The organism is Granulibacter bethesdensis, from assembly GCF_001889545.1.
GTDB classification, from domain to species: domain Bacteria; phylum Pseudomonadota; class Alphaproteobacteria; order Acetobacterales; family Acetobacteraceae; genus Granulibacter; species Granulibacter bethesdensis_B.
This window is the reverse complement of the sequence record NZ_CP018194.1, coordinates 1895072-1913641: the sequence shown is the minus strand read 5'-3', so window position 1 is coordinate 1913641 and position 18570 is coordinate 1895072. Positions and strand designations below refer to the sequence as shown.

At 59.3% G+C, this 18570-nt stretch carries 13 protein-coding genes; 4 read left to right on the top strand and 9 right to left on the bottom strand.

Annotation, left to right across the window (positions count from 1 at the left end; all coding sequences use genetic code 11):
* The first annotated feature begins 12 nt into the window (after positions 1-12).
* Positions 13-1122: a 3-isopropylmalate dehydrogenase gene (gene leuB, locus GbCGDNIH8_RS08755; protein ID WP_072572880.1), complete on the top strand. Its 1110-nt coding sequence runs from the start codon at positions 13-15 to the stop codon at positions 1120-1122.
* Between the two features lie 374 nt (positions 1123-1496).
* Positions 1497-3659: a catalase/peroxidase HPI gene (gene katG / locus GbCGDNIH8_RS08750; RefSeq protein ID WP_172822981.1), complete on the top strand. Its 2163-nt coding sequence runs from the start codon at positions 1497-1499 to the stop codon at positions 3657-3659.
* A gap of 92 nt (positions 3660-3751) precedes the next feature.
* Here the strand turns inward: katG and GbCGDNIH8_RS08745 are convergent, their stop codons facing one another.
* Together GbCGDNIH8_RS08745 and hmpA are read right to left on the bottom strand one after the other, a co-directional pair.
* Positions 3752-4153, bottom strand: coding sequence for a DUF3597 domain-containing protein (locus tag GbCGDNIH8_RS08745; RefSeq protein WP_072572878.1), 402 nt, complete (start codon positions 4151-4153; stop codon positions 3752-3754).
* Positions 4154-4250: 97 nt separating this feature from the next.
* Positions 4251-5477: an NO-inducible flavohemoprotein gene (hmpA, locus tag GbCGDNIH8_RS08740; RefSeq protein WP_072572877.1), complete on the bottom strand. Its 1227-nt coding sequence runs from the start codon at positions 5475-5477 to the stop codon at positions 4251-4253.
* Positions 5478-5610: 133 nt separating this feature from the next.
* On the opposite strand from hmpA, the gene GbCGDNIH8_RS08735 reads away from it, so the two are divergent.
* A complete protein-coding gene (locus tag GbCGDNIH8_RS08735) occupies positions 5611-6045 on the top strand; it encodes an RrF2 family transcriptional regulator (RefSeq protein WP_072572876.1) in 435 nt (144 codons plus the stop codon).
* Positions 6046-6104: 59 nt separating this feature from the next.
* On the opposite strand, the gene grxD is transcribed toward GbCGDNIH8_RS08735, so the two are convergent.
* From grxD to purC, 7 genes are all read right to left on the bottom strand, one after another.
* Positions 6105-6440 (bottom strand): Grx4 family monothiol glutaredoxin, encoded by a 336-nt coding sequence (gene grxD / locus GbCGDNIH8_RS08730; RefSeq protein ID WP_025287073.1) that lies wholly within the window; start codon positions 6438-6440, stop codon positions 6105-6107.
* A 42-nt stretch (positions 6441-6482) separates the two neighbouring features.
* Entirely contained in the window at positions 6483-6716 is a 234-nt protein-coding gene (locus GbCGDNIH8_RS08725) for a BolA family protein (RefSeq protein WP_072572875.1), read from the bottom strand.
* A gap of 38 nt (positions 6717-6754) precedes the next feature.
* Positions 6755-8929 (bottom strand): phosphoribosylformylglycinamidine synthase subunit PurL, encoded by a 2175-nt coding sequence (gene purL, locus GbCGDNIH8_RS08720; RefSeq protein WP_072572874.1) that lies wholly within the window; start codon positions 8927-8929, stop codon positions 6755-6757.
* Between the two features lie 106 nt (positions 8930-9035).
* Positions 9036-9731 carry a phosphoribosylformylglycinamidine synthase subunit PurQ gene (purQ, locus tag GbCGDNIH8_RS08715; protein ID WP_072573761.1) on the bottom strand — a complete coding sequence of 232 codons (696 nt, stop codon included), beginning with the start codon at positions 9729-9731 and terminating at the stop codon, positions 9036-9038.
* Between the two features lie 10 nt (positions 9732-9741).
* Positions 9742-10086 carry a Rap1a/Tai family immunity protein gene (locus GbCGDNIH8_RS08710; RefSeq protein ID WP_072572873.1) on the bottom strand — a complete coding sequence of 115 codons (345 nt, stop codon included), beginning with the start codon at positions 10084-10086 and terminating at the stop codon, positions 9742-9744.
* The gene (gene purS / locus GbCGDNIH8_RS08705; RefSeq protein WP_172822935.1) at positions 10083-10352 is read right to left on the bottom strand and encodes a phosphoribosylformylglycinamidine synthase subunit PurS; all 270 of its coding nucleotides are present in this window, start codon (positions 10350-10352) and stop codon (positions 10083-10085) included. Before purS ends, GbCGDNIH8_RS08710 begins: the two co-directional genes overlap by 4 nt.
* 2 nt (positions 10353-10354) lie before the next feature.
* Positions 10355-11119 (bottom strand): phosphoribosylaminoimidazolesuccinocarboxamide synthase, encoded by a 765-nt coding sequence (gene purC, locus GbCGDNIH8_RS08700; RefSeq protein WP_072572872.1) that lies wholly within the window; start codon positions 11117-11119, stop codon positions 10355-10357.
* Between the two features lie 401 nt (positions 11120-11520).
* On the opposite strand from purC, the gene GbCGDNIH8_RS12675 reads away from it, so the two are divergent.
* Entirely contained in the window at positions 11521-18336 is a 6816-nt protein-coding gene (locus GbCGDNIH8_RS12675) for an AIDA repeat-containing protein (protein WP_081368927.1), read from the top strand.
* The last annotated feature ends 234 nt before the right edge of the window (positions 18337-18570 follow it).

Genomic DNA, 18570 nt, shown 5'->3' with positions numbered 1-18570 from the left:
AGGACGGATCACATGACGACTGCCCGTAAGTTGCTGCTGCTGCCCGGTGACGGTGTCGGCCCGGAAGTGATGCAGCAGGTAAGGCGTATCATCGACTGGCTGGAAGCGAAGCGCGGTATCCGCTTCGATCTGTCTGAAGGTCTGGTCGGTGGCGCTGCGATCGACGCACAGGGCACGCCACTGGCCGATGAAACGCTGGCTGCCGCGAAAGCTGCCGATGCCGTTCTGTTTGGCTCCGTCGGTGGTCCGCAATGGGACAAGCTCGGCTTCGATATGCGCCCGGAGATCGCCATTCTGCGTCTGCGTTCGGAGCTGGGCCTGTTCGCCAATCTTCGCCCGGCCAAGGTGTTCGACGCGCTGGTGGATGCCAGCACGCTGAAGGCCGATGTGGTGCGTGGTCTGGACATCATGATTGTCCGCGAAAGCACGGGCGGTGTTTACTTTGGGGAGCCGCGCGGGATCGAGACCCTGCCGGATGGCACGAAGCGTGGTTTCAACACAGAGACCTATTCGACCACGGAAATCCAGCGTGTGGCCCGTGTGGCGTTCGATCTGGCCCGTGCGCGCGATAATCGTGTTACCAGCGTTGAAAAATGCAACGTGATGGAAAGCGGTCTGCTCTGGCGTCAGGTGGTGACGGAGCTGCATGCAGCCGAATATTCTGACGTTACCCTGTCCCACATGCTGGCCGATAACTGTGCCATGCAGCTGGCGCGCAATCCGCGTCAGTTCGATGTGATCCTGACCGGCAATCTGTTCGGCGATATTCTCTCCGACCTCGCCTCCATGCTGACCGGCAGCCTCGGTATGCTGCCCTCCGCGACGCTTGGTGCGCGGGATGCGGATGGCCGCCGTCCGGCGCTGTATGAGCCGATCCATGGCAGCGCGCCGGATATCGCGGGCAAGGGCATTGCCAATCCGTTGGGGCAGATTCTCAGCTTTTCCATGTTGTTGCGCTATTCGTTCGACATGCATGCCGAGGCCGATCTGATCGAGCAGGCTTGCAGTGCGGTGCTGAACCGCAACGTGCGCACCGCCGATATTGTTGGCCCCGGACTCACACCGGTCAGCACGCAGGTGATGGGTGACAGCATCCTTGCCGCGCTGGATGAGGCAGTCTGAGCCTTTCCTGACTGACCCTGACTACACAAGCCGTCTCTCCTGCGAGGGACGGCTTTTTTGTGGGCGTCGACATGCAATAACTGCCATTTCCGGAGAAATAGAGGCCCATTTTGTCGCACAGACTGATCAGACGGTTTGCGATCTGTTTGAAAAGATTGATAATTCCGAACCTGCAACGCTTCGATAGGCACAGCCGATCCTGACGGTAGCAACAATCTATTATCCCTGAGCCGCCGGGTTCTGCATCTTCCTCGCCAGTCACAGAGCCGCCGTTAAGACGTCTCAGTCATCATCAGGAAGGATCAAGCTGCATGCACCGGACAATCAGAAGCGTTGCCGCCGTTCTGGCAGCCGTTCTCTCTGCGACCATCCCTATGGCGCCCGCCTGGAGTGATGGTGAGCCGCGCTCTATCCAGTTCTGGTGGCCGGATCATCTCGATCTGTCCCCCCTGCGCCAGCATGCGGCGGAGTCTAATCCGCTGGGAGCGAATTTCAATTATATCAAAGCTTTTCAGACACTTGATCTCGATGCGGTCAAAAAGGATATCGCCGTTCTGTTGAAGACGCCGCAGGATTGGTGGCCAGCGGATTATGGTAATTACGGACCTTTCTTCATCCGCATGGCCTGGCACGGCGCGGGCACCTATCGTACCTATGACGGGCGTGGTGGGGCCAGTGGTGCCCAACAGCGTTTCGAGCCGCTGAACAGCTGGCCGGATAATGCCAATCTGGATAAAGCCCGCCGTCTGCTCTGGCCGATCAAGAAGAAATACGGCGAGAAGCTGTCCTGGGGCGATCTGATGGTGCTGACGGGCAATGTCGCGCTGGAAACCATGGGCTTCAAGACCTATGGCTTTGCAGGCGGTCGCACCGATGACTGGGAGCCGGACCTGATCTATTGGGGGGCCGGTGCAAAGTTCATGTCGAATAACCGCGACAAAAACGGCAAGCTGGAGAAGCCGCTGGCTGCGACCCAGATGGGGTTGATCTACGTCAATCCGGAAGGCCCGAATGGTGTTCCTGATCCGCTTGCAGCGGCGCGGGATATCCGCGAAGCATTTGGCGGCATGGCGATGGATGATGAGGAAACTGTCGCCCTGATCGCCGGTGGCCATACATTCGGCAAGGCACATGGTGCGGCCTCCCCCACGAAATGCGTTGGGCCTGCTCCGGCTGCGGCGGGGATCGAGGAACAGGGGCTGGGCTGGAAAAATAAATGTGGCACTGGCAAAGGCCCTGATACAATCACCAGCGGTCTGGAAGGTGCGTGGTCGGCTGATCCGGTGAATTTCACCTCGCAATATCTGGATAATCTGTTCGGTTTTGACTGGGTGCAGACGAAAAGTCCCGGTGGTGCCATCCAGTGGAAGCCGAAAGATGCCTCGGCGGATCAGCTGGTTCCTGACGCCTTTAATGCCTCCAAGCGTCATCCGCCGATGATGTTCACGACCGACATAGCGTTGAAAACCGATCCAGCCTATCGCAAGATCGCGCTCAGCTTTCAGAAAGATCCTGAGAAATTCAAGGCTGCTTTTGCACGGGCCTGGTTCAAGCTGGTGCATCGCGATATGGGACCGCGTTCACGCTATTTTGGTCCTGAAGTGCCGAAGGAAGATCTGCTGTGGCAGGATCCGCTGCCGGCGATCACCTACAAGGCGGTCGATGAGTCCGATATTGCTGATCTGAAGCAGAAAATTCTGGCCTCCGGTCTCGCGGTTCCAGAACTGGTGCGTACGGCGTGGGGATCAGCCGCATCGTTCCGCGGCACAGACAAGCGTGGAGGCGCCAATGGTGCGCGTATCCGTCTGGCCCCGGAAAAAGACTGGCCGGTCAATGATCCGCAGGAACTGAAGAAGGTTCTCGACAAGCTTGAAAGCATCCAGACTGCTTTCAATGACGGCAATCATGATGGCAAGAAAGTATCTCTGGCCGATCTGATCGTGCTGGGCGGTAATGTCGGGATTGAGGAAGCTGCAAAGAAGGCGGGCTATCCGGTCGTGGTGCCGTTCACGCCGGGCCGTGCCGATGCAGTGCAGGCGCAGACCGATGTGAAATCCTTCGCCGTACTGGAGCCGACCGCTGATGGATTCCGCAACTACTATGCGGCGTCCAACCAGCTTTCTCCGGCGGAGATGCTGGTGACGCGGGCCAGCATGCTCGATCTGACCGTGCCGGAAATGACGGTGCTGGTTGGAGGCATGCGGGTGCTGGATGCCAATGAAGGCCACTCACAGCTTGGCGTTTTGACCGATCATCCGGGTGTGCTGAGCAATGATTTCTTCGTCAACCTGCTTGATATGTCCACGAAATGGTCAAAAGCTGCCGATACGGCTGGCGTGTATGAAGGCCATGATCGCAAGACCAATGCCCTGCGTTGGAAAGGCAGCACGGTCGATCTGATTTTCGGTTCCAATTCCGAGCTGCGCGCCGTGGCGGAAGTGTACGCTTCCGACGATGCGAAGGAGAAGTTTGTGCATGATTTCGTTGCTGCCTGGAACAAGGTGATGATGCTCGATCGCTTTGATCTCCAGCGGTAGTAACGCTCCCTCCGTTTCGTCCCGGCAGGAAAAAGGGCGCTGGCAGAGATCCTGCCAGCGCCCTGATTTTGTTTGAGGAGTGACCTTGCGTCTCAGCCAGGCCATTTCCCGCCATGAGCGGCCAGTTTCTGCACCACTGCCTGATGGAGGGCGATGTTCTGCTCTGCACTGCCGGCTTCTCCGGCATGGACGTTGAGTTCGTTGGCCAGCGTCTGGCGGGCTTGCAGACTGGAATCCAGCCCAAGAAGCTTCAGCAGATCGACGATCGAGCTTTGCCAGTTCAGACCCTGACCATGCTGCTCGGCCAATCGGGAGAGTGTAGCCCCGATATCGACCGATTGCAGGGAAGAACCTGTTCCGGAAACGGCGCCGGATGAGGCTGTAGAAGTCTCACCCGGCTCAGGTTTGGCCGATGCGGGGTCGGCTTTGGCTCCTGAGACAAGGTTGCTGGCATAGTGAACAATCTTGTCTACAATCGAGTTAAAAAGGGACATGTTTGTTGCTCCGGTTCATAAAACCCGGACTGACAGCGCCATTAGGGTCTGGCTGGTTGCAGTTCCCCCGCGTGAATATGCCCGTCACACGCAGATGTTATGCGGCCTGAAGGCTGATGGTGGGGCCGAACAGCTCATGATTTATTCTTTCCGCGGGCACACCGGCTGCATCCAGCCCGGTCAGCATGTCATGGAGAAACGAATGGGGGCCACATAAATAGAGATCGGCATCCATCAGAGGTATATGGGCCGCCAGCCATACCGTCAGCCACTGGGCAGTGATTCTGCCCTGCTGGTCATAGGCCACACCTTGCTCATCGGTCGCAAGCGGGCGGGAATAGAAGGTCGTGACTGTCATGCGGTCCTTATGTCTCTCTGCCAGCGCATTCAGCGCGGCCCCCATGGCGTGTGTCTTGCTGTTAGGGGTGCAATGAATGAAATGCACCGGCACCGGGCAGTGACGTGCGGCAAGGCTTTCAGCCATGCTGACCATCGGTGTCAGTCCGACCCCGGCGGAGACCAGAATCACGGGCCGCATCTGGGTTTCAGGCAACACAAAATCACCGGCCGGCGGGGTGGCAAGCAGGGTATCACCGACGCTCATCTGATCGTGCAGGAAAGCCGATGCTCCGCCTCCGGACGCCTCACGCTTGACAGTGAGGCGATAGTATTTGCCATTGGGAGCACAGGAAATGGTGTAGTTGCGCTTCATGGGAGGAATCCCCGCAGGGGACAGCGTGATCGTCAGATACTGGCCCGGCTGATGCCACAGCACCGGGCCGCCATCGGCCGGGCGAAGGATAAAGGAGGTGATGCAGTCGCTCTCTCTGATTTTATCGGCGACGATAAAAGGTCTCCAGCCGGTCCAGCCGCCCTCGGCACGGGCAGCAGCCTCACGCAGGTCTTTTTCCCGCTTGATCAGGACATTGGCGAGAAACCAGTAAGCCTCCCCCCATGCGTCCAGAATTTCCGGCGTTGCTGCATCACCGAGCACATCGCTGATTGCCCCCAGCAGGGCTTCGGCAACAAAATGATAGTGTTCCGGCAGGATATGCGCCCCGACATGTTTTGCGGCAATACGCTCCACAGCTGGGCCAAGCACCGCAAGATTGTCGATATTATGGGCATAGGCAAGGATCGCGCCCGCGAGAGCCTCTGACTGCATACCGTTGGATTGATGGGATTGATTGAACAGGGCGGCAATCTCCCTGTTCTGGAACAGTCGGGCATACATGGTCTGGGTAATAGTGATGCCATGCTCAGCGAGAGCGGGTATGGTCGCTTTGATAAGGGCGATGGAAGCATCCCTAAGAGGTGAAGGCATGTGGCGCGTCCTTTCTAAGCCGAGCCGGTAAAAATGGATCAAAAAGAGGTATATCAAGTACATTTTTTAGTCCATAAAATATATATAATATTTACATCTTTTAACCGGAGCGAATTTGCGGGAAGGCACTCCTATGAGGTTCACCCGCTATACAGATTATGCGATCCGCGTGATGCTTCATCTAAGTGTCAGCCAGGATCGTTTGGTTTCAATTGCAGAGATCGCCAAAGCTTATGACATTTCCCACAACCATTTGATGAAGGTTGTGCAAGATCTGGTATCGGTCGGATTCGTATCTTCGGTAAGGGGGAGAAACGGAGGTTTGCGTATTGGCAGACCGCCCGAGGACATTAATTTCGGTGCGCTGGTACGTCATACCGAGGATGGTTTTGAGATGGTGGATTGCACCGGCTGTGCTGTACGTCCGGCCTGTGCCGCTCCACCAGTGCTGGCCGAGGCTGTCAGCGCCTTTCTGGCTGTGCTGGACCGATATACCATTGCCGATCTGATCAGAGACAGGAGCATGGCCCGGATGGTGCTGGATGAATGGTCTGCACGGCCCGCATGAAAAAAGCCGGAGCACAGGCTCCGGCTTTTGATAGGCCTTGATACATTGGCTGCGCAGTATCAGGCGGCAGCCTTGTGGGGGATGCCCTTTTCGCTCAGCAGGGTCTGCAATTCGCCGCTCTGGAACATTTCCATCACAATGTCGCAGCCACCGATGAACTCGCCCTTGATATAGAGCTGCGGAATGGTCGGCCAGTTGGAGAAGGCCTTGATGCCTTCGCGCAATGCCTGATCTTCCAGCACGTTGGCAGTTTTATAGGGCACTTCAAGATGGTTCAGAATCTGCGCCACCCGGGCGGAGAAGCCGCATTGCGGAAACATCGCCGTGCCCTTCATGTAGAGCATGACCGGGTTCTCATTGATATCTGCCTGAATGCGGCTGGCTGTGTCGCTCATCGGCTCGTCCTTGGCTCGTAAAGAGGAAATAAACAGGGATTTTCAGGTGGGCGCGCTGGTCTGGAGCGCCAGAGCATGCAGCACACCGCCCATCCGGCCTTGCAGGGCCTGATAGACGATCTGATGCTGCTGCACCCGGCTTTTGCCCCGGAAGGCCTCACTGATGACCGTGGCGGCGTAATGATCGCCATCCCCGGCCAGATCCTCGATCGTGACCTGTGCATCCGGCAGCGCCGTCTTGATCAGGGCCTCGATTTCTCCAACCGACATGGCCATAGCGATACTCTCCTTCGCGGGGCTTGAAGACAGGGCGCTCAGCGCTGCGCCATCAGCGCAGGCAGAAACGCCTCATGACGTTCGCGCAGGGCAGAAACGGATATGGGGGCGCAACCCGGCACTTGCAAATCCGCCCCTTCGGCACGTCCGATCAGGCTGGCGGGAACATTGGCCGCTTTCGCCGCATCCAGCACCGCCGCGCTGTCGGTGGTGGCGATGATATAGCGGGCCTGATCCTCACCATACCAGAAGACATGATCGCCTTCCACGCTCAGCACAGCACCGGTATGGCCAGCGATGGCCATTTCGGCGAGGGCCACCAGCAGACCGCCATCGGACAGATCATGACAGGCAGCGACCTTGCCCTGATGGATCAGGCTGCGCACCAGATCGCCATGGCGACGCTCTGCGGCCAGATCGACCGCCGGGGGCGGTCCGTCCTCGCGGCCCGTGATCTCGCGCAGCCACAGGCTTTGACCGAGCGTTGTGCCGCCTGCACCGATCAGCACCAGATCAAGGCCCGAACGCAGGGAGAGGCCGGTGGCGGTTTCAGCCTCATCCAGCACACCAAGGCCACCAATGGCCGGGGTCGGCAGAATACCGGTGCCCTCGGTCTCGTTGTAGAGGCTGACATTGCCGCTGACGACCGGGAAATCCAGCGTCAGACAGGCTTCGCGCATGCCACGGATGGCGGCGGCGAACTGGCCCATGATTTCGGGCTTTTGCGGATTGCCGAAATTCATGTTGTCGGTAATGGCCAGCGGACGCGCACCCACCGCGGTCAGGTTGCGCCATGTTTCCGCCACGGCTTGCGCACCGCCCACTTCAGGATCGGCAAAGCAGTAGCGCGGCGTGCAATCGGTGGTCAGGGCCAGAGCACGCCGGGTGCCATCCAGCCGCACCACGGCGGCATCGGCAGCGCCCGGACGGCGGATGGTCTGACCGCCGACGGTGCTGTCATACTGATCCCAGATCCAGCGGCGGGAGGCGATGTCCGGCGAGCCGATCAACGTCAGCAGGGCCGGTGCGATCCCGACCGGATCAGCGACCTCACCCAGCGGTGCACGCTTCGGCGTTTCCACGGTTGGACGCTGATAGAGGGGGGCCTGTTCAGCCAGAGGATCGAGTGGAATATCGGCTTCCACCACGCCCTGATGCTTCACGACGATATGTCCGGTATCGGTCAGGTGGCCGATGACGGCGAAATCCAGCTCCCATTTCTCAAAAATGGCACGGGCCACATCCTGCCGGTCGGGACGCAGGATCATCAGCATGCGTTCCTGGCTTTCCGAGAGCATCATTTCATAGGCGCTCATGCCTTCCTCGCGCTGCGGCACGGCATCGAGGTCGAGTTCGATGCCAACCCCGCCCTTGCCCGCCATTTCAACGGAGGAGGAGGTCAGGCCGGCCGCGCCCATATCCTGAATGGCTATAATGGCGTCGGTGGCCATCAGCTCCAGACAGGCTTCGATCAGCAGCTTCTCGGTGAACGGATCGCCGACCTGCACGGTGGGGCGTTTTTCCTCGGAATCCGCGCCGAACTCTGTGCTGGCCATGGTCGCGCCATGGATGCCGTCGCGTCCGGTCTTGGAGCCGACATAGATCACCGGATTGCCGACACCCGCCGCGGCGGAGAGGAAAATGCGGTCTTTTGGCGCGATGCCCACAGTCATGGCATTGACCAGCGGATTGCCGTTATAGGACGGGTGGAAATTGACCTCTCCCCCCACGGTCGGCACGCCGACGCAGTTGCCATAGCCGCCAATACCACGCACCACGCCGTCGATGATCCGTTTCGTGGCCGGATGATCTGGGCTGCCGAAGCGCAGCGCGTTCAGATTGGCCACCGGCCGCGCACCCATGGTGAACACATCGCGCAGAATGCCGCCCACACCCGTCGCCGCGCCCTGGTAAGGCTCGATAAAGCTGGGATGGTTGTGGCTTTCCATCTTGAATATGGCGGCCAGCCCGTCGCCAATATCGACCACGCCGGCATTTTCTCCCGGACCGTGAATGACCCAGGGGGCCTTGGTCGGCAATTGCTTCAGCCAGTGGCGGGAGGATTTGTAGGAGCAGTGCTCCGACCACATCACGCTGAAAATGCCCAGCTCGGTAAAGCTTGGGGTGCGGCCCATGATGTCCAGTACGCGCTGGTATTCGGCGGCATCAAGGCCGAATTCCTGGGCCAGGGACAGGGTGACGTCTCGGGTCATGCAGCAGCCTCGGTGCCGGGCGCGCTGGCCTGCGAAAAGCGGCGCGCGCGGATGGTAGGAAAAGATCGGGGCGGACGGCCCACCGGAAGGGAACCGCTCCGCCCGTTCATGCCGCGAGCGATGCGGCGATGCTGTCGAACAGCGGTTTGCCGTCCACGCCTCCCATCAGCGGGTCCACCAGGTTTTCCGGGTGGGGCATCAGGCCGAGCACGCGCAGATTTTCGCTGTAGATACCGGCGATAGAGCGGGCACTGCCATTGAGATTGGCGTCCGGTGTTGCTTCCCCCGCTGCGTTGACATAGCGGAACGCGACACGTCCTTCGCCTTCCAGCCGGTCGAGCGTATCGTCATCGGCGAAGAAATTGCCATCGCCATGCGCCATGGGGGAGCGGAAGATGTCGCCCTTCTGCCAGCGCGAGGTAAAGGGCGTTCCGGCCCGCTCCACCCGCAGATGGCAGTCCATCGACAGGAAGCGCAGGGAAGCGTTGCGCAGCAGCGCACCGGGCAGCATGTGCGCTTCGGTGAGGATCTGAAAACCGTTGCAGACCCCCAGCACATGGCCGCCGCGTTCGGCAAAGGCGCGGATTTCGGCCATGATGGGGGAGAGGGCGGCCATGGCCCCGCTGCGCAGATAGTCGCCATGGCTGAACCCGCCCGGTAATACCACCAGGTCAAGTCCGGCAGGCAGGGAGGTGTCGCGGTGCCACAGCCGCGCCGGCGCATGGCCGGTGACACGTTCCAGCGCGATCGCCATGTCGCGGTCGCGATTCGTGCCGGGGAAAATGACGATGCCGGCTTTCATGCGCATTGGCTCACTTGCAGGGGAAGCTTTCCGTCAGGGCCTGTTTCACCCACGGGGCGGCGGCTTCGGTGGGGTTTTCCTTATGGGCTTTCAGCCAGCCCAGCACGCGGGCCTTGACCTGCGGCAGATGGGCCTCGGCAGGGATGCACACCTGTTTCGCATCGCTGGCGGCGTCGGCGATCCCGGCGATATAGCCGGTGCAGTCACGCTCGTTTTTTGCGCTGAGGCAGGAATCCAGCAGGACCTTCCTCTTCAGAAAATCGGCATGAGCCGGTGCTGAAAAGCCCGACAGCCCGGTCATGAGGGCGGTGCAGGCAAGAACGGCGCTGAACAGGCGGGTCTGAAAACGGCTCATGCCTTGATCTCCACATGGAAGCTTTCGATCACGGTATTGGCCAGCAGCTTGCGGGCCATGTCCTCCGCGGTCTGACGCGCACGTTCGGGATCGGTCTCGGCCAGTTCCAGCTCGATCACGCGCCCGATGCGGACTTCGCCAACGCCGGAGAATCCCAGTGTATGAAGGGCATGGCCGACGGCCTTGCCCTGCGGGTCAAGCACGCCGTTCTTCAGGGTGACGGTGACCACGGCCTTGGTGGGATGGCTCATTGCTGTATCGCTCATTGTTACTGCATGGTCTCCGGGCCCTTCATGTCCCGGCTTCCGGCTTCCGGCAGGATGCCCAGGCGCTTGGCCACTTCCTGATAGGCTTCCTCGACCCCGCCGAGATCGCGGCGGAAACGGTCCTTGTCCATTTTCTCGTTGGTCTTGGCGTCCCACAGACGGCAGTTATCAGGGCTGATCTCATCGGCCAGCACGATACGCATTTCCTCGTTTTCCCACAGGCGGCCGAATTCCAGCTTGAAATCGACAAGCTGGATGCCGACGCCCAGAAACAGGCCGGAGAGGAAATCGTTCACGCGCAGGGTCAGGGAGACGATGTCGTCCATATCAGTGGTGCTGGCCCAGCCGAATGCGGTGATATGTTCCTCTGCGACCATGGGGTCGTTCAGCGCATCGTTCTTGTAATAGTATTCGAGGATGGAGCGCGGCAGGCGGGTGCCTTCCGGGATGCCGAGGCGGCTGGAAATGCTGCCGGCGGCGATGTTGCGCACAACGATTTCCAGAGGGATGATCTCGACCTCGCGGATCAACTGCTCCCGCATGTTGAGGCGGCGTACGAAATGGGTCGGGATGCCGATTTCACCCAGACGCTGCATCAGATATTCGCTGATTCGGTTATTCAGCACGCCTTTTCCGGTGATGATGCCTTTTTTGGCTCCATTCCCGGCGGTGGCATCGTCCTTGAAATATTGTACGAGCGTGCCCGGTTCGGGCCCCTCGAACAGGATTTTGGCCTTGCCCTCATAGAGCTGGCGTCGGCGTGCCATGGCATGACTTTCAGCGACGGTGTGACGAACCACGCCCCCCGAACCGGGCGACGCGGGCCGGGTATAGCAGCATGCAGGCTATCGGGAAACATCTGTAACGGCCTGTTCCCGTGTCACCGTTATGCATGTGGGTTCTGCCCGTAGGGGTATCGAGACCACCCGACAGGTGCCCCGCGCCCGCTGGTTGGAAAGGATTGCAGAATTTCGGGTCTGTTTCCTGTGCAGGAGGTTAGCCTGCGTGGAGTGTACAAATGCAAGTGGTTGTACAAGCACAACCTGTGCGCGATTTTTAATTAAAAAATGAAATTTTTTGTAGTGCCATTCCTGAATCTGATGCTAGGAACAAGCCTATACGAGCCGTGATGTTTTATTTTTTATTCTGACCGGATTTAAGGGTGGTAATGGCTGATATTGTTGTTTCTGCGGGCTTTACGTCCAGTGGCGTGACGTTGAATGGCTCAACTGGCTCTGCCACGATGGATGTGTTCGGCACGACCAGCAATACGCAGCTCACCGGTTCTTCCACTGAGACTGTTTTGTCTGGCGGCTCTGCTGTTTCGACGACAGTTGGCAGTGCTTCACATCAGATTGTTTCCTCTGGCGGCGTAGCGAGCGGCACGCAGATCAGTTCTGGTGGCAGGCAGGATGTTTACTCTAGCGGCGTAGCGAGCGGTGCGCAGATCAGTGCTGGCGTGCAGTATGTTTGGTCTGGCGGTGCAGCGAGTGGCACGCAGATCAGTTCTGGGGGCCAGCAGTATGTTCGGCCTGGCGGCGTAGCGAGTGGCACGCAGATCAGTTCTGGTGGCTATCAGCTTGTTTGGTCTGGCGGTGCAGTGAGCGGCACGGTCATTAGCAATGGTGGCATCGAGTCTGTTCTGTCTGGTGGTTCCGTGACGTCTGCGACGGTGAGCTCTGGTGGCAGTCTGGTTCTGAACGGTGGGGCTGTAGTCAGCGGTATCGTTTACTCTGCAGGTGCGCAGCAGGTTCTGGTGAGTGGTGCGTCTACAAATGGCGTGTCGTTTCTGAGTGCGGTTTCCCAGACCCTGTCTTCCGGCGGCACGGCAACCGGAACGGTTCTCGCCTCTGGTGCGGTGCAGGCTGTATCCTCTGGCGGCGTAGCAAGCGGTACGCAGGTCAGTTCTGGTGGCAGGCAGGATGTTTACTCTAGCGGCGTAGCGAATGGCACGCAGATCAGTGCTGGCGAGCAGTCTGTTCGGTCTGGCGGCGTAGCGAGTGGCACGCAGATCAGTTCTGGTGGCTATCAGCTTGTTTGGTCTGGCGGTGCAGCGAGTGGCACGGTCATCAGCAATGGTGGCATCGAGTCTGTTCAGTCTGGCGGTTCCGCGACGTCTGCGACGGTGAGCTCTGGCGGCAGCCTGGTTCTGAACGGTGGCGCTGTAGTCAGCGGTATCGTTTACTCTGCAGGTGCGCAGCAGGTTTTGGTAAGTGGTGCGTCTACAAGTGGCGTGTCGTTTCTGAGTGCTGTTTTCCAGACTCTGTCTTCCGGAGGCACGGCAACCGGAACGGTTCTCGCTTCTGGTGCGGTACAGGTTGTATCCTCTGGCGGCGTAGCGAATAGCACGCAGATCAGTTCTGGTGGCTTGCAGGATGTTTACTCTGGCGGCGTAGCGAGCGGCGCGCAGATCAGTTCTGGTGGCTGGCAGTATGTTTTCTCTGGCGGGGCAGCGAGTGGCACGCAGATCAGTGCTGGTGGCCTGCAGACTGTTTGGTCTGGCGGCGTAGCGAGCGGTACGCAGATCAGTGGTGGTGGCGCACAGCTTGTTTTGGCTGCCGGCGTAGCGAGTGGCACGCAGATCAGCTCTGGTGGCAGCCAGTCTGTTCAGTCTGGCGGTTCCGCGACGTCTGCGACGGTGAGCTCTGGTGGCAGTCTGGTTCTGAACGGTGGGGCTGTTGTCAGCGGTATCGTTTACTCTGCAGGTGCACAGCAGGTTCTGGTGAGTGGTGCGTCTACAAATGGCGTGTCGTTTCTGAGTGCGGTTTCCCAGACCCTGTCTTCCGGCGGCACGGCAACCGGAACGGTTCTCGCCTCTGGTGCGGTGCAGGCTGTATCCTCTGGCGGCGTAGCAAGCGGTACGCAGGTCAGTTCTGGTGGGGTGCAGTACGTCGTGTCTGGTGGCGTAGTGATCGGCACGCAGCTCAGTTCTGGGGGCCAGCAGTATGTGTGGTCTGGCGGCATAGCAAACGGCGCGCAGCTCAATTCTGCTGGCTATCAGTATGTTCGGCCTGGCGGCGTCGCGAGTGGCACGCAGATCAATGCTGGTGGCGTGCAGTATGTTTCCTCTGGCGCTGTAGCGAATGGCACCCAGCTCAGTTCTAGTGGCTTTCAGATTGTTTCCTCTGGCGGCGTAGCGAGCAGCACGCAGATCAGTTCTGGTGGCAGGCAGGATGTTAACTCTGGCGGCGTAGCGAGCGGTACGCAGATCAGTGGTGGTGGCAATCAGCTTGTTTTCTCTGGCGGCATAGCGAGCGGTACGCAGATCAGTGCCGGTGGCAGCCAGTCTGTTCTGTCTGGCGGTTCTGCTACGTCTGCGACGGTGAGCTCTGGCGGCAGTCTGTTCCTGAACGGTGGGGCTGTTGTCAGCGGTATCGTTTACTCTGCCGGTGCCCAGCAGGTTCTGGTGAATGGTGCATCTATAAGTGGCGTGTCGTTTCTGAGTGCGGTTTCCCAGACCCTGTCTTCCGGAGGCACGGCAACGGCAACGGTTCTCGCTTCTGGCGGTACGCAGAGTGTTTCCTCTGGCGGCGTAGCGAGCAGTACGGTCATCAGCAATGGTGGCATCGAATCTGTTCTGTCTGGTGGTTCCGCGATGTCTGCGACGGTCAGCTCTGGCGGAACGCTGGTTCTGAACGGTGGGGCTGTTGTCAGCGGTATCGTTTACTCTGCAGGTGCACAGCAGGTTCTGGTGAGTGGTGCGTCTACAAATGGCGTGTCGTTTCTGAGTGCGGTTTCCCAGACCCTGTCTTCCGGCGGCACGGCAACCGGAACGGTTCTCTCCTTTGGTGCGTTGCAGACTGTATCCTCTGGCGGTGTGGCGAGTGGTGCGCAGATCAGTGGTGGTGGCAGCCAGTCTGTTCTGTCTGGCGGCATAGCGAGTGGCACGCAGATCATTGCGGGCGTGCAGTATGTTGCGTCTGGCGGCGTAGCGAGCGGCACGCAGATCAGTTCGGGTGGCCAGCAGTATGTTTCTGGCGGTGTAGTGAGTGGCACGCGGATCAGTTCCGGTGGCCAGCAGAATGTTTACTCTGGCGGCATAGCGAGCGGTACGCAGATCAGTTCTGGTGGCAGGCAGGGTGTTTCCTCTGGCGGCGTAGCGAGCGGTGCGCAGGTCAGTTCTGGGGGCTGGCAGGATGTTACTGGCGGTGTAGCGAGTGGCACGCAGCTTAGTTCTGGGGGCTTACAGTATGTTATATCTGGCGGCGTAGCGAGCGGTACGCAGATCAGTGGTGGTGGCGCACAGCTTGTTTTGGCTGCCGGCGTAGCGAGTGGCACGCAGATCAGCTCTGGTGGCAGCCAGTCTGTTCAGTCTGGCGGTTCCGCGACGTCTGCGACGGTGAGCTCTGGTGGCACGCTGGTTCTGAACGGTGGGGCTGTAGTCAGCGGTATCGTTTACTCTGCAGGTGCACAGCAGGTTCTGGTGAGTGGTGCGTCTACAAATGGGGTGTCGTTTCTGAGTGCGGTTTCCCAGACCCTGTCTTCCGGCGGCACGGCAACCGGAACGGTTCTCGCCTTTGGTGCGGTGCAGGTTGTATCCTCTGGCGGTGTGGCGAGTGGCACGCAGATCAGCTCTGGTGGCAGCCAGTCTGTTCTGTCTGGCGGTTCCGCGACGTCTGCGACGGTGAGCTCTGGTGGCAGTCTGGTTCTGAACGGTGGCGCTGTTGTCAGCGGTATCGTTTACTCTGCAGGTGCGCAGCAGGTTCTGGTGAGTGGTGCGTCTACAAATGGCGTGTCGTTTCTGAGTGCGGTTTCCCAGACCCTGTCTTCCGGCGGCACGGCAACCGGAACGGTTCTCGCCTCTGGTGCGGTGCAGGCTGTATCCTCTGGCGGCGTAGCAAGCGGTACGCAGGTCAGTTCTGGTGGGGTGCAGTACGTCGTGTCTGGTGGCGTAGTGATCGGCACGCAGCTCAGTTCTGGGGGCCAGCAGTATGTGTGGTCTGGCGGCATAGCAAACGGCGCGCAGCTCAATTCTGCTGGCTATCAGTATGTTCGGCCTGGCGGCGTCGCGAGTGGCACGCAGATCAATGCTGGTGGCGTGCAGTATGTTTCCTCTGGCGCTGTAGCGAATGGCACCCAGCTCAGTTCTAGTGGCTTTCAGATTGTTTCCTCTGGCGGCGTAGCGAGCAGCACGCAGATCAGTTCTGGTGGCAGGCAGGATGTTAACTCTGGCGGCGTAGCGAGCGGTACGCAGATCAGTGGTGGTGGCAATCAGCTTGTTTTCTCTGGCGGGGCAGCGAGTGGCACGGTCATCAGCAATGGTGGCATCGAGTCTGTTCTGTCTGGTGGTTCCGCTACGTCTGCGACGGTGAGCTCTGGCGGCAGTCTGGTTCTGAATGGTGGGGCTGTTGTCAGCGGTATTGTTTACTCTGCTGGTGCGCAGCAGGTTCTGGTGAATGGTGCGTCTGTAAGTGGCGTGTCGTTTCTGAGTGCGGTTTCCCAGACCCTGTCTTCCGGAGGCACGGCAACGGCCACGGTTCTCGCTTCTGGGGCGTTGCAGCTCGTCTCCTCTGGCGGTGTCGCGAGTGGCACGGTCATCAGCAATGGTGGCTTGCAGGCTGTTTCGTCAGGCGGTTCTGTCCTGTCGGCGAGTGTGAACAGCGGCGGCAGCCAGATTATCAGTGCGGGAGGGAGTGCACTCGGCACAGTCATCCGTCTTGGCGGTAATGTATCCCTTCTCAGTGGCGGCGTGGCGCAGTCTGCTGTTTTGTCAGGTGGGAACTTCACTGTTTCTTCCGGCGCCAGCGTATCAGGTGTTGATATCGAGAATCAGGCCAGCGACCTGATTGTTTCTTCGGGTGGTTCCGCGATTGGCACGCTGCTGAACAATGGCAGGACGGTGGTGCAGTCTGGTGGATCGGTATCAGGCACCCGCATAACCACCAATGGTGATCTGTATCTGAGCGGCGGCACGGCCAGCGACACTGTGCTGATCGGCGGCAATGCATTGATCAGCAGTGGAGGCATTGCATCCGGCACGGTGCTGTCGGGCGGGATGGAAAATATCTATTCGGGCGGTGTCGCGATTGGCACGGTTGTCAGTTCCGGCAGCGAGTTCGTGGATGCGGGCGGTGTGGCGAGTGGTACCCAGTTGCTTGGGACACTTCAGACATTGTCCGGGGTTGCGTATAGTGCGCAGGTAATCGGTAGCGGTGCGTTGCAAAGCATCCAGTCCGGCGGCGTTGCTAGTGGGACTGTTGTGACCTCTGGTGGTGGCCAGCAGATCTTTGCCGGCGGCGTTGCGTTGAATGACGTGATTGCCGGTAGCGGGACGGTCACTGTCAATAGCGGTGGTGTGCTCAGTGGCTCGTTGACTTTCTCGGGTGTTGGCAGTGGGACGCTCGTCATCGGAGACAACAGCGCGGTCGTCTCTGGCGCTGTGATCAGCGGTTTCCAGAGCGACGATGAGATTGATCTGACCGGTCTCGGCTATGACAGCCAGACCTATGTGACACAATCCGGCAGCACTACCAGCGTTGTGACGGGGAATGGCAGCTACAGTCTGAACTTTGCGAGTGACGGGCCTGGCAATCGTGTATTCCTTGCGCGGCAGGGTTCGAATGGTTCCACTGTGCTGTATGCAGCGGGAGGCATTCTGCCAGCACAGAGCATGTCTCTTGGTGGCACGGCCTCCAGTGTGACGGCTAAGTTTGGCTTTGATTCTGCATATGCGGGAAGCTATGCGAATCTTGGTTCTGGTGAAGTCAGCACGGATGGCAAGACCTACAGCGTGACGGGGACGTCCGCCGAGGTTTCCACGGCGTTGCAGAACCTGGTGTTCCAGCCGAGCGGTGGCGGTTCTGCGAGTTCGGTCAGTCTGTCTCTGTCAAACGAGGCAGCTCCGATCGTGCTGCAACTGGACACGACGCTGAACCAGTATCTGGCAGGTGGTGCAGCGGCTGACACGATCATTGGCGGTTCTGGCCATGATACTCTGGCGAGTGGTTCCGGTGGTGGCGTGCTGCAGGCTGTTGGCAGTGGTGACCTGCTGATCGGTGGCAGAGGCTCGACCGTGTTCCATGATGGAGAGGGTTCTGCAACCATCTTCGGCGGTCGTGGTCAGGATACAATCCACGCTACTGCCGGTCATGATCTGATCCTGACAGGGACTGGCGGTTCGACCGTCATGCTGAGTGGCCAGGGGAACTCTCTGTGGAGCTATGGCGCGGATAATGTCGCGGTTGGAGCCGGCGCGAATACCGTGATTGGTGCGGCTGGCTCGAACGCGACGATTTCTGGCGGGTCTTCCGGTGTGATGTTCATTGGGGCAGGCGGCGCGAGCACCATTATGGGTGGGGATGGTGCCTCGACCCTGTTTGGCACGGCGGGTAACCTGACTTACGCGGCGGGCAATGGGGGCGGGTTTATCGTGACGGGCGCCGGCAGCACGTCCAACCTGTTTGGAGGTTCGGCTGGTGGGCTGCTTGCCTTTGGTCAGAGCGGAGCGACGCTGTTCTACACGGGGGGCGGAGGCGCTGACACGATCCAGGGCGGCAATGGCAGCATCATGGTGAATAACGGCGTCAACGGCACGTATTTTGGTGGGAGTGCGGGTTTGAACCAGATCTCTGTTGCCGGGCACAGTCTGGCGTTTGGCGGTGGGAATGGCGATGTTCTGACCGCGACAGGGAGCGGGAATGTGTTGCAGGCCGCCGGTGGCAACACGACGCTGAATGGCGGTGGTGCTGACGGCACTGTGATGTTCGCGGGGACTGGCGATGATCTGATGATCGGGAGCACGAATAGCGCGTCAGTTGATATCTTTGCCTTTGCCAATGGTCAGGCTGGAGGCTCTGACACGATCAGTGGTTTCACGGCTGGTACGGATCATCTGGTCCTGAATGGTTTCTCTGGTGAACAGGTTGATGCGTCCTACGCGACAAAGAGTGTGGACGGGTCCGGCAATATGCACTTCACATTGACGGATAACACGCAGATCACGCTGGTCGGCGTAACCGCACTCAGCCGGAACCAGTTCGGATAAATGGTCTGACTTCACTCTGCTTCTTATTGCAGGGAAAATGTTATTGATACGCGATAGACGCCGTAGCCATTGCTGGCTACGGCGTTTTTTTAAATTCGCTTCGTCACATTAAACATGCGATTCCTATTTTGGTTTTATGTTCAATAGAAGTCAGTGTTTGGTCTGGTGGTACGGCTATTGATGCTCAGCTCTATAAAATAGCCTGCGGGCCCTCGGGCAACATCTGTAACGGCT

What these genes read in the sequence shown, in the direction of transcription:
- leuB (WP_072572880.1), top strand. Translation starts at nt 13, where the DNA reads ATGACGACTGCCCGTAAGTTGCTGCTGCTGCCCGGTGACGGTGTCGGC.
- katG (WP_172822981.1), top strand. Translation starts at nt 1,497, where the DNA reads ATGGCGCCCGCCTGGAGTGATGGTGAGCCGCGCTCTATCCAGTTCTGG.
- GbCGDNIH8_RS08745 (WP_072572878.1), bottom strand. Translation starts at nt 4,153, where the DNA reads ATGTCCCTTTTTAACTCGATTGTAGACAAGATTGTTCACTATGCCAGC.
- hmpA (WP_072572877.1), bottom strand. Translation starts at nt 5,477, where the DNA reads ATGCCTTCACCTCTTAGGGATGCTTCCATCGCCCTTATCAAAGCGACC.
- GbCGDNIH8_RS08735 (WP_072572876.1), top strand. Translation starts at nt 5,611, where the DNA reads ATGAGGTTCACCCGCTATACAGATTATGCGATCCGCGTGATGCTTCAT.
- grxD (WP_025287073.1), bottom strand. Translation starts at nt 6,440, where the DNA reads ATGAGCGACACAGCCAGCCGCATTCAGGCAGATATCAATGAGAACCCG.
- GbCGDNIH8_RS08725 (WP_072572875.1), bottom strand. Translation starts at nt 6,716, where the DNA reads ATGGCCATGTCGGTTGGAGAAATCGAGGCCCTGATCAAGACGGCGCTG.
- purL (WP_072572874.1), bottom strand. Translation starts at nt 8,929, where the DNA reads ATGACCCGAGACGTCACCCTGTCCCTGGCCCAGGAATTCGGCCTTGAT.
- purQ (WP_072573761.1), bottom strand. Translation starts at nt 9,731, where the DNA reads ATGAAAGCCGGCATCGTCATTTTCCCCGGCACGAATCGCGACCGCGAC.
- GbCGDNIH8_RS08710 (WP_072572873.1), bottom strand. Translation starts at nt 10,086, where the DNA reads ATGAGCCGTTTTCAGACCCGCCTGTTCAGCGCCGTTCTTGCCTGCACC.
- purS (WP_172822935.1), bottom strand. Translation starts at nt 10,352, where the DNA reads ATGAGCGATACAGCAATGAGCCATCCCACCAAGGCCGTGGTCACCGTC.
- purC (WP_072572872.1), bottom strand. Translation starts at nt 11,119, where the DNA reads ATGGCACGCCGACGCCAGCTCTATGAGGGCAAGGCCAAAATCCTGTTC.
- GbCGDNIH8_RS12675 (WP_081368927.1), top strand. Translation starts at nt 11,521, where the DNA reads ATGGCTGATATTGTTGTTTCTGCGGGCTTTACGTCCAGTGGCGTGACG.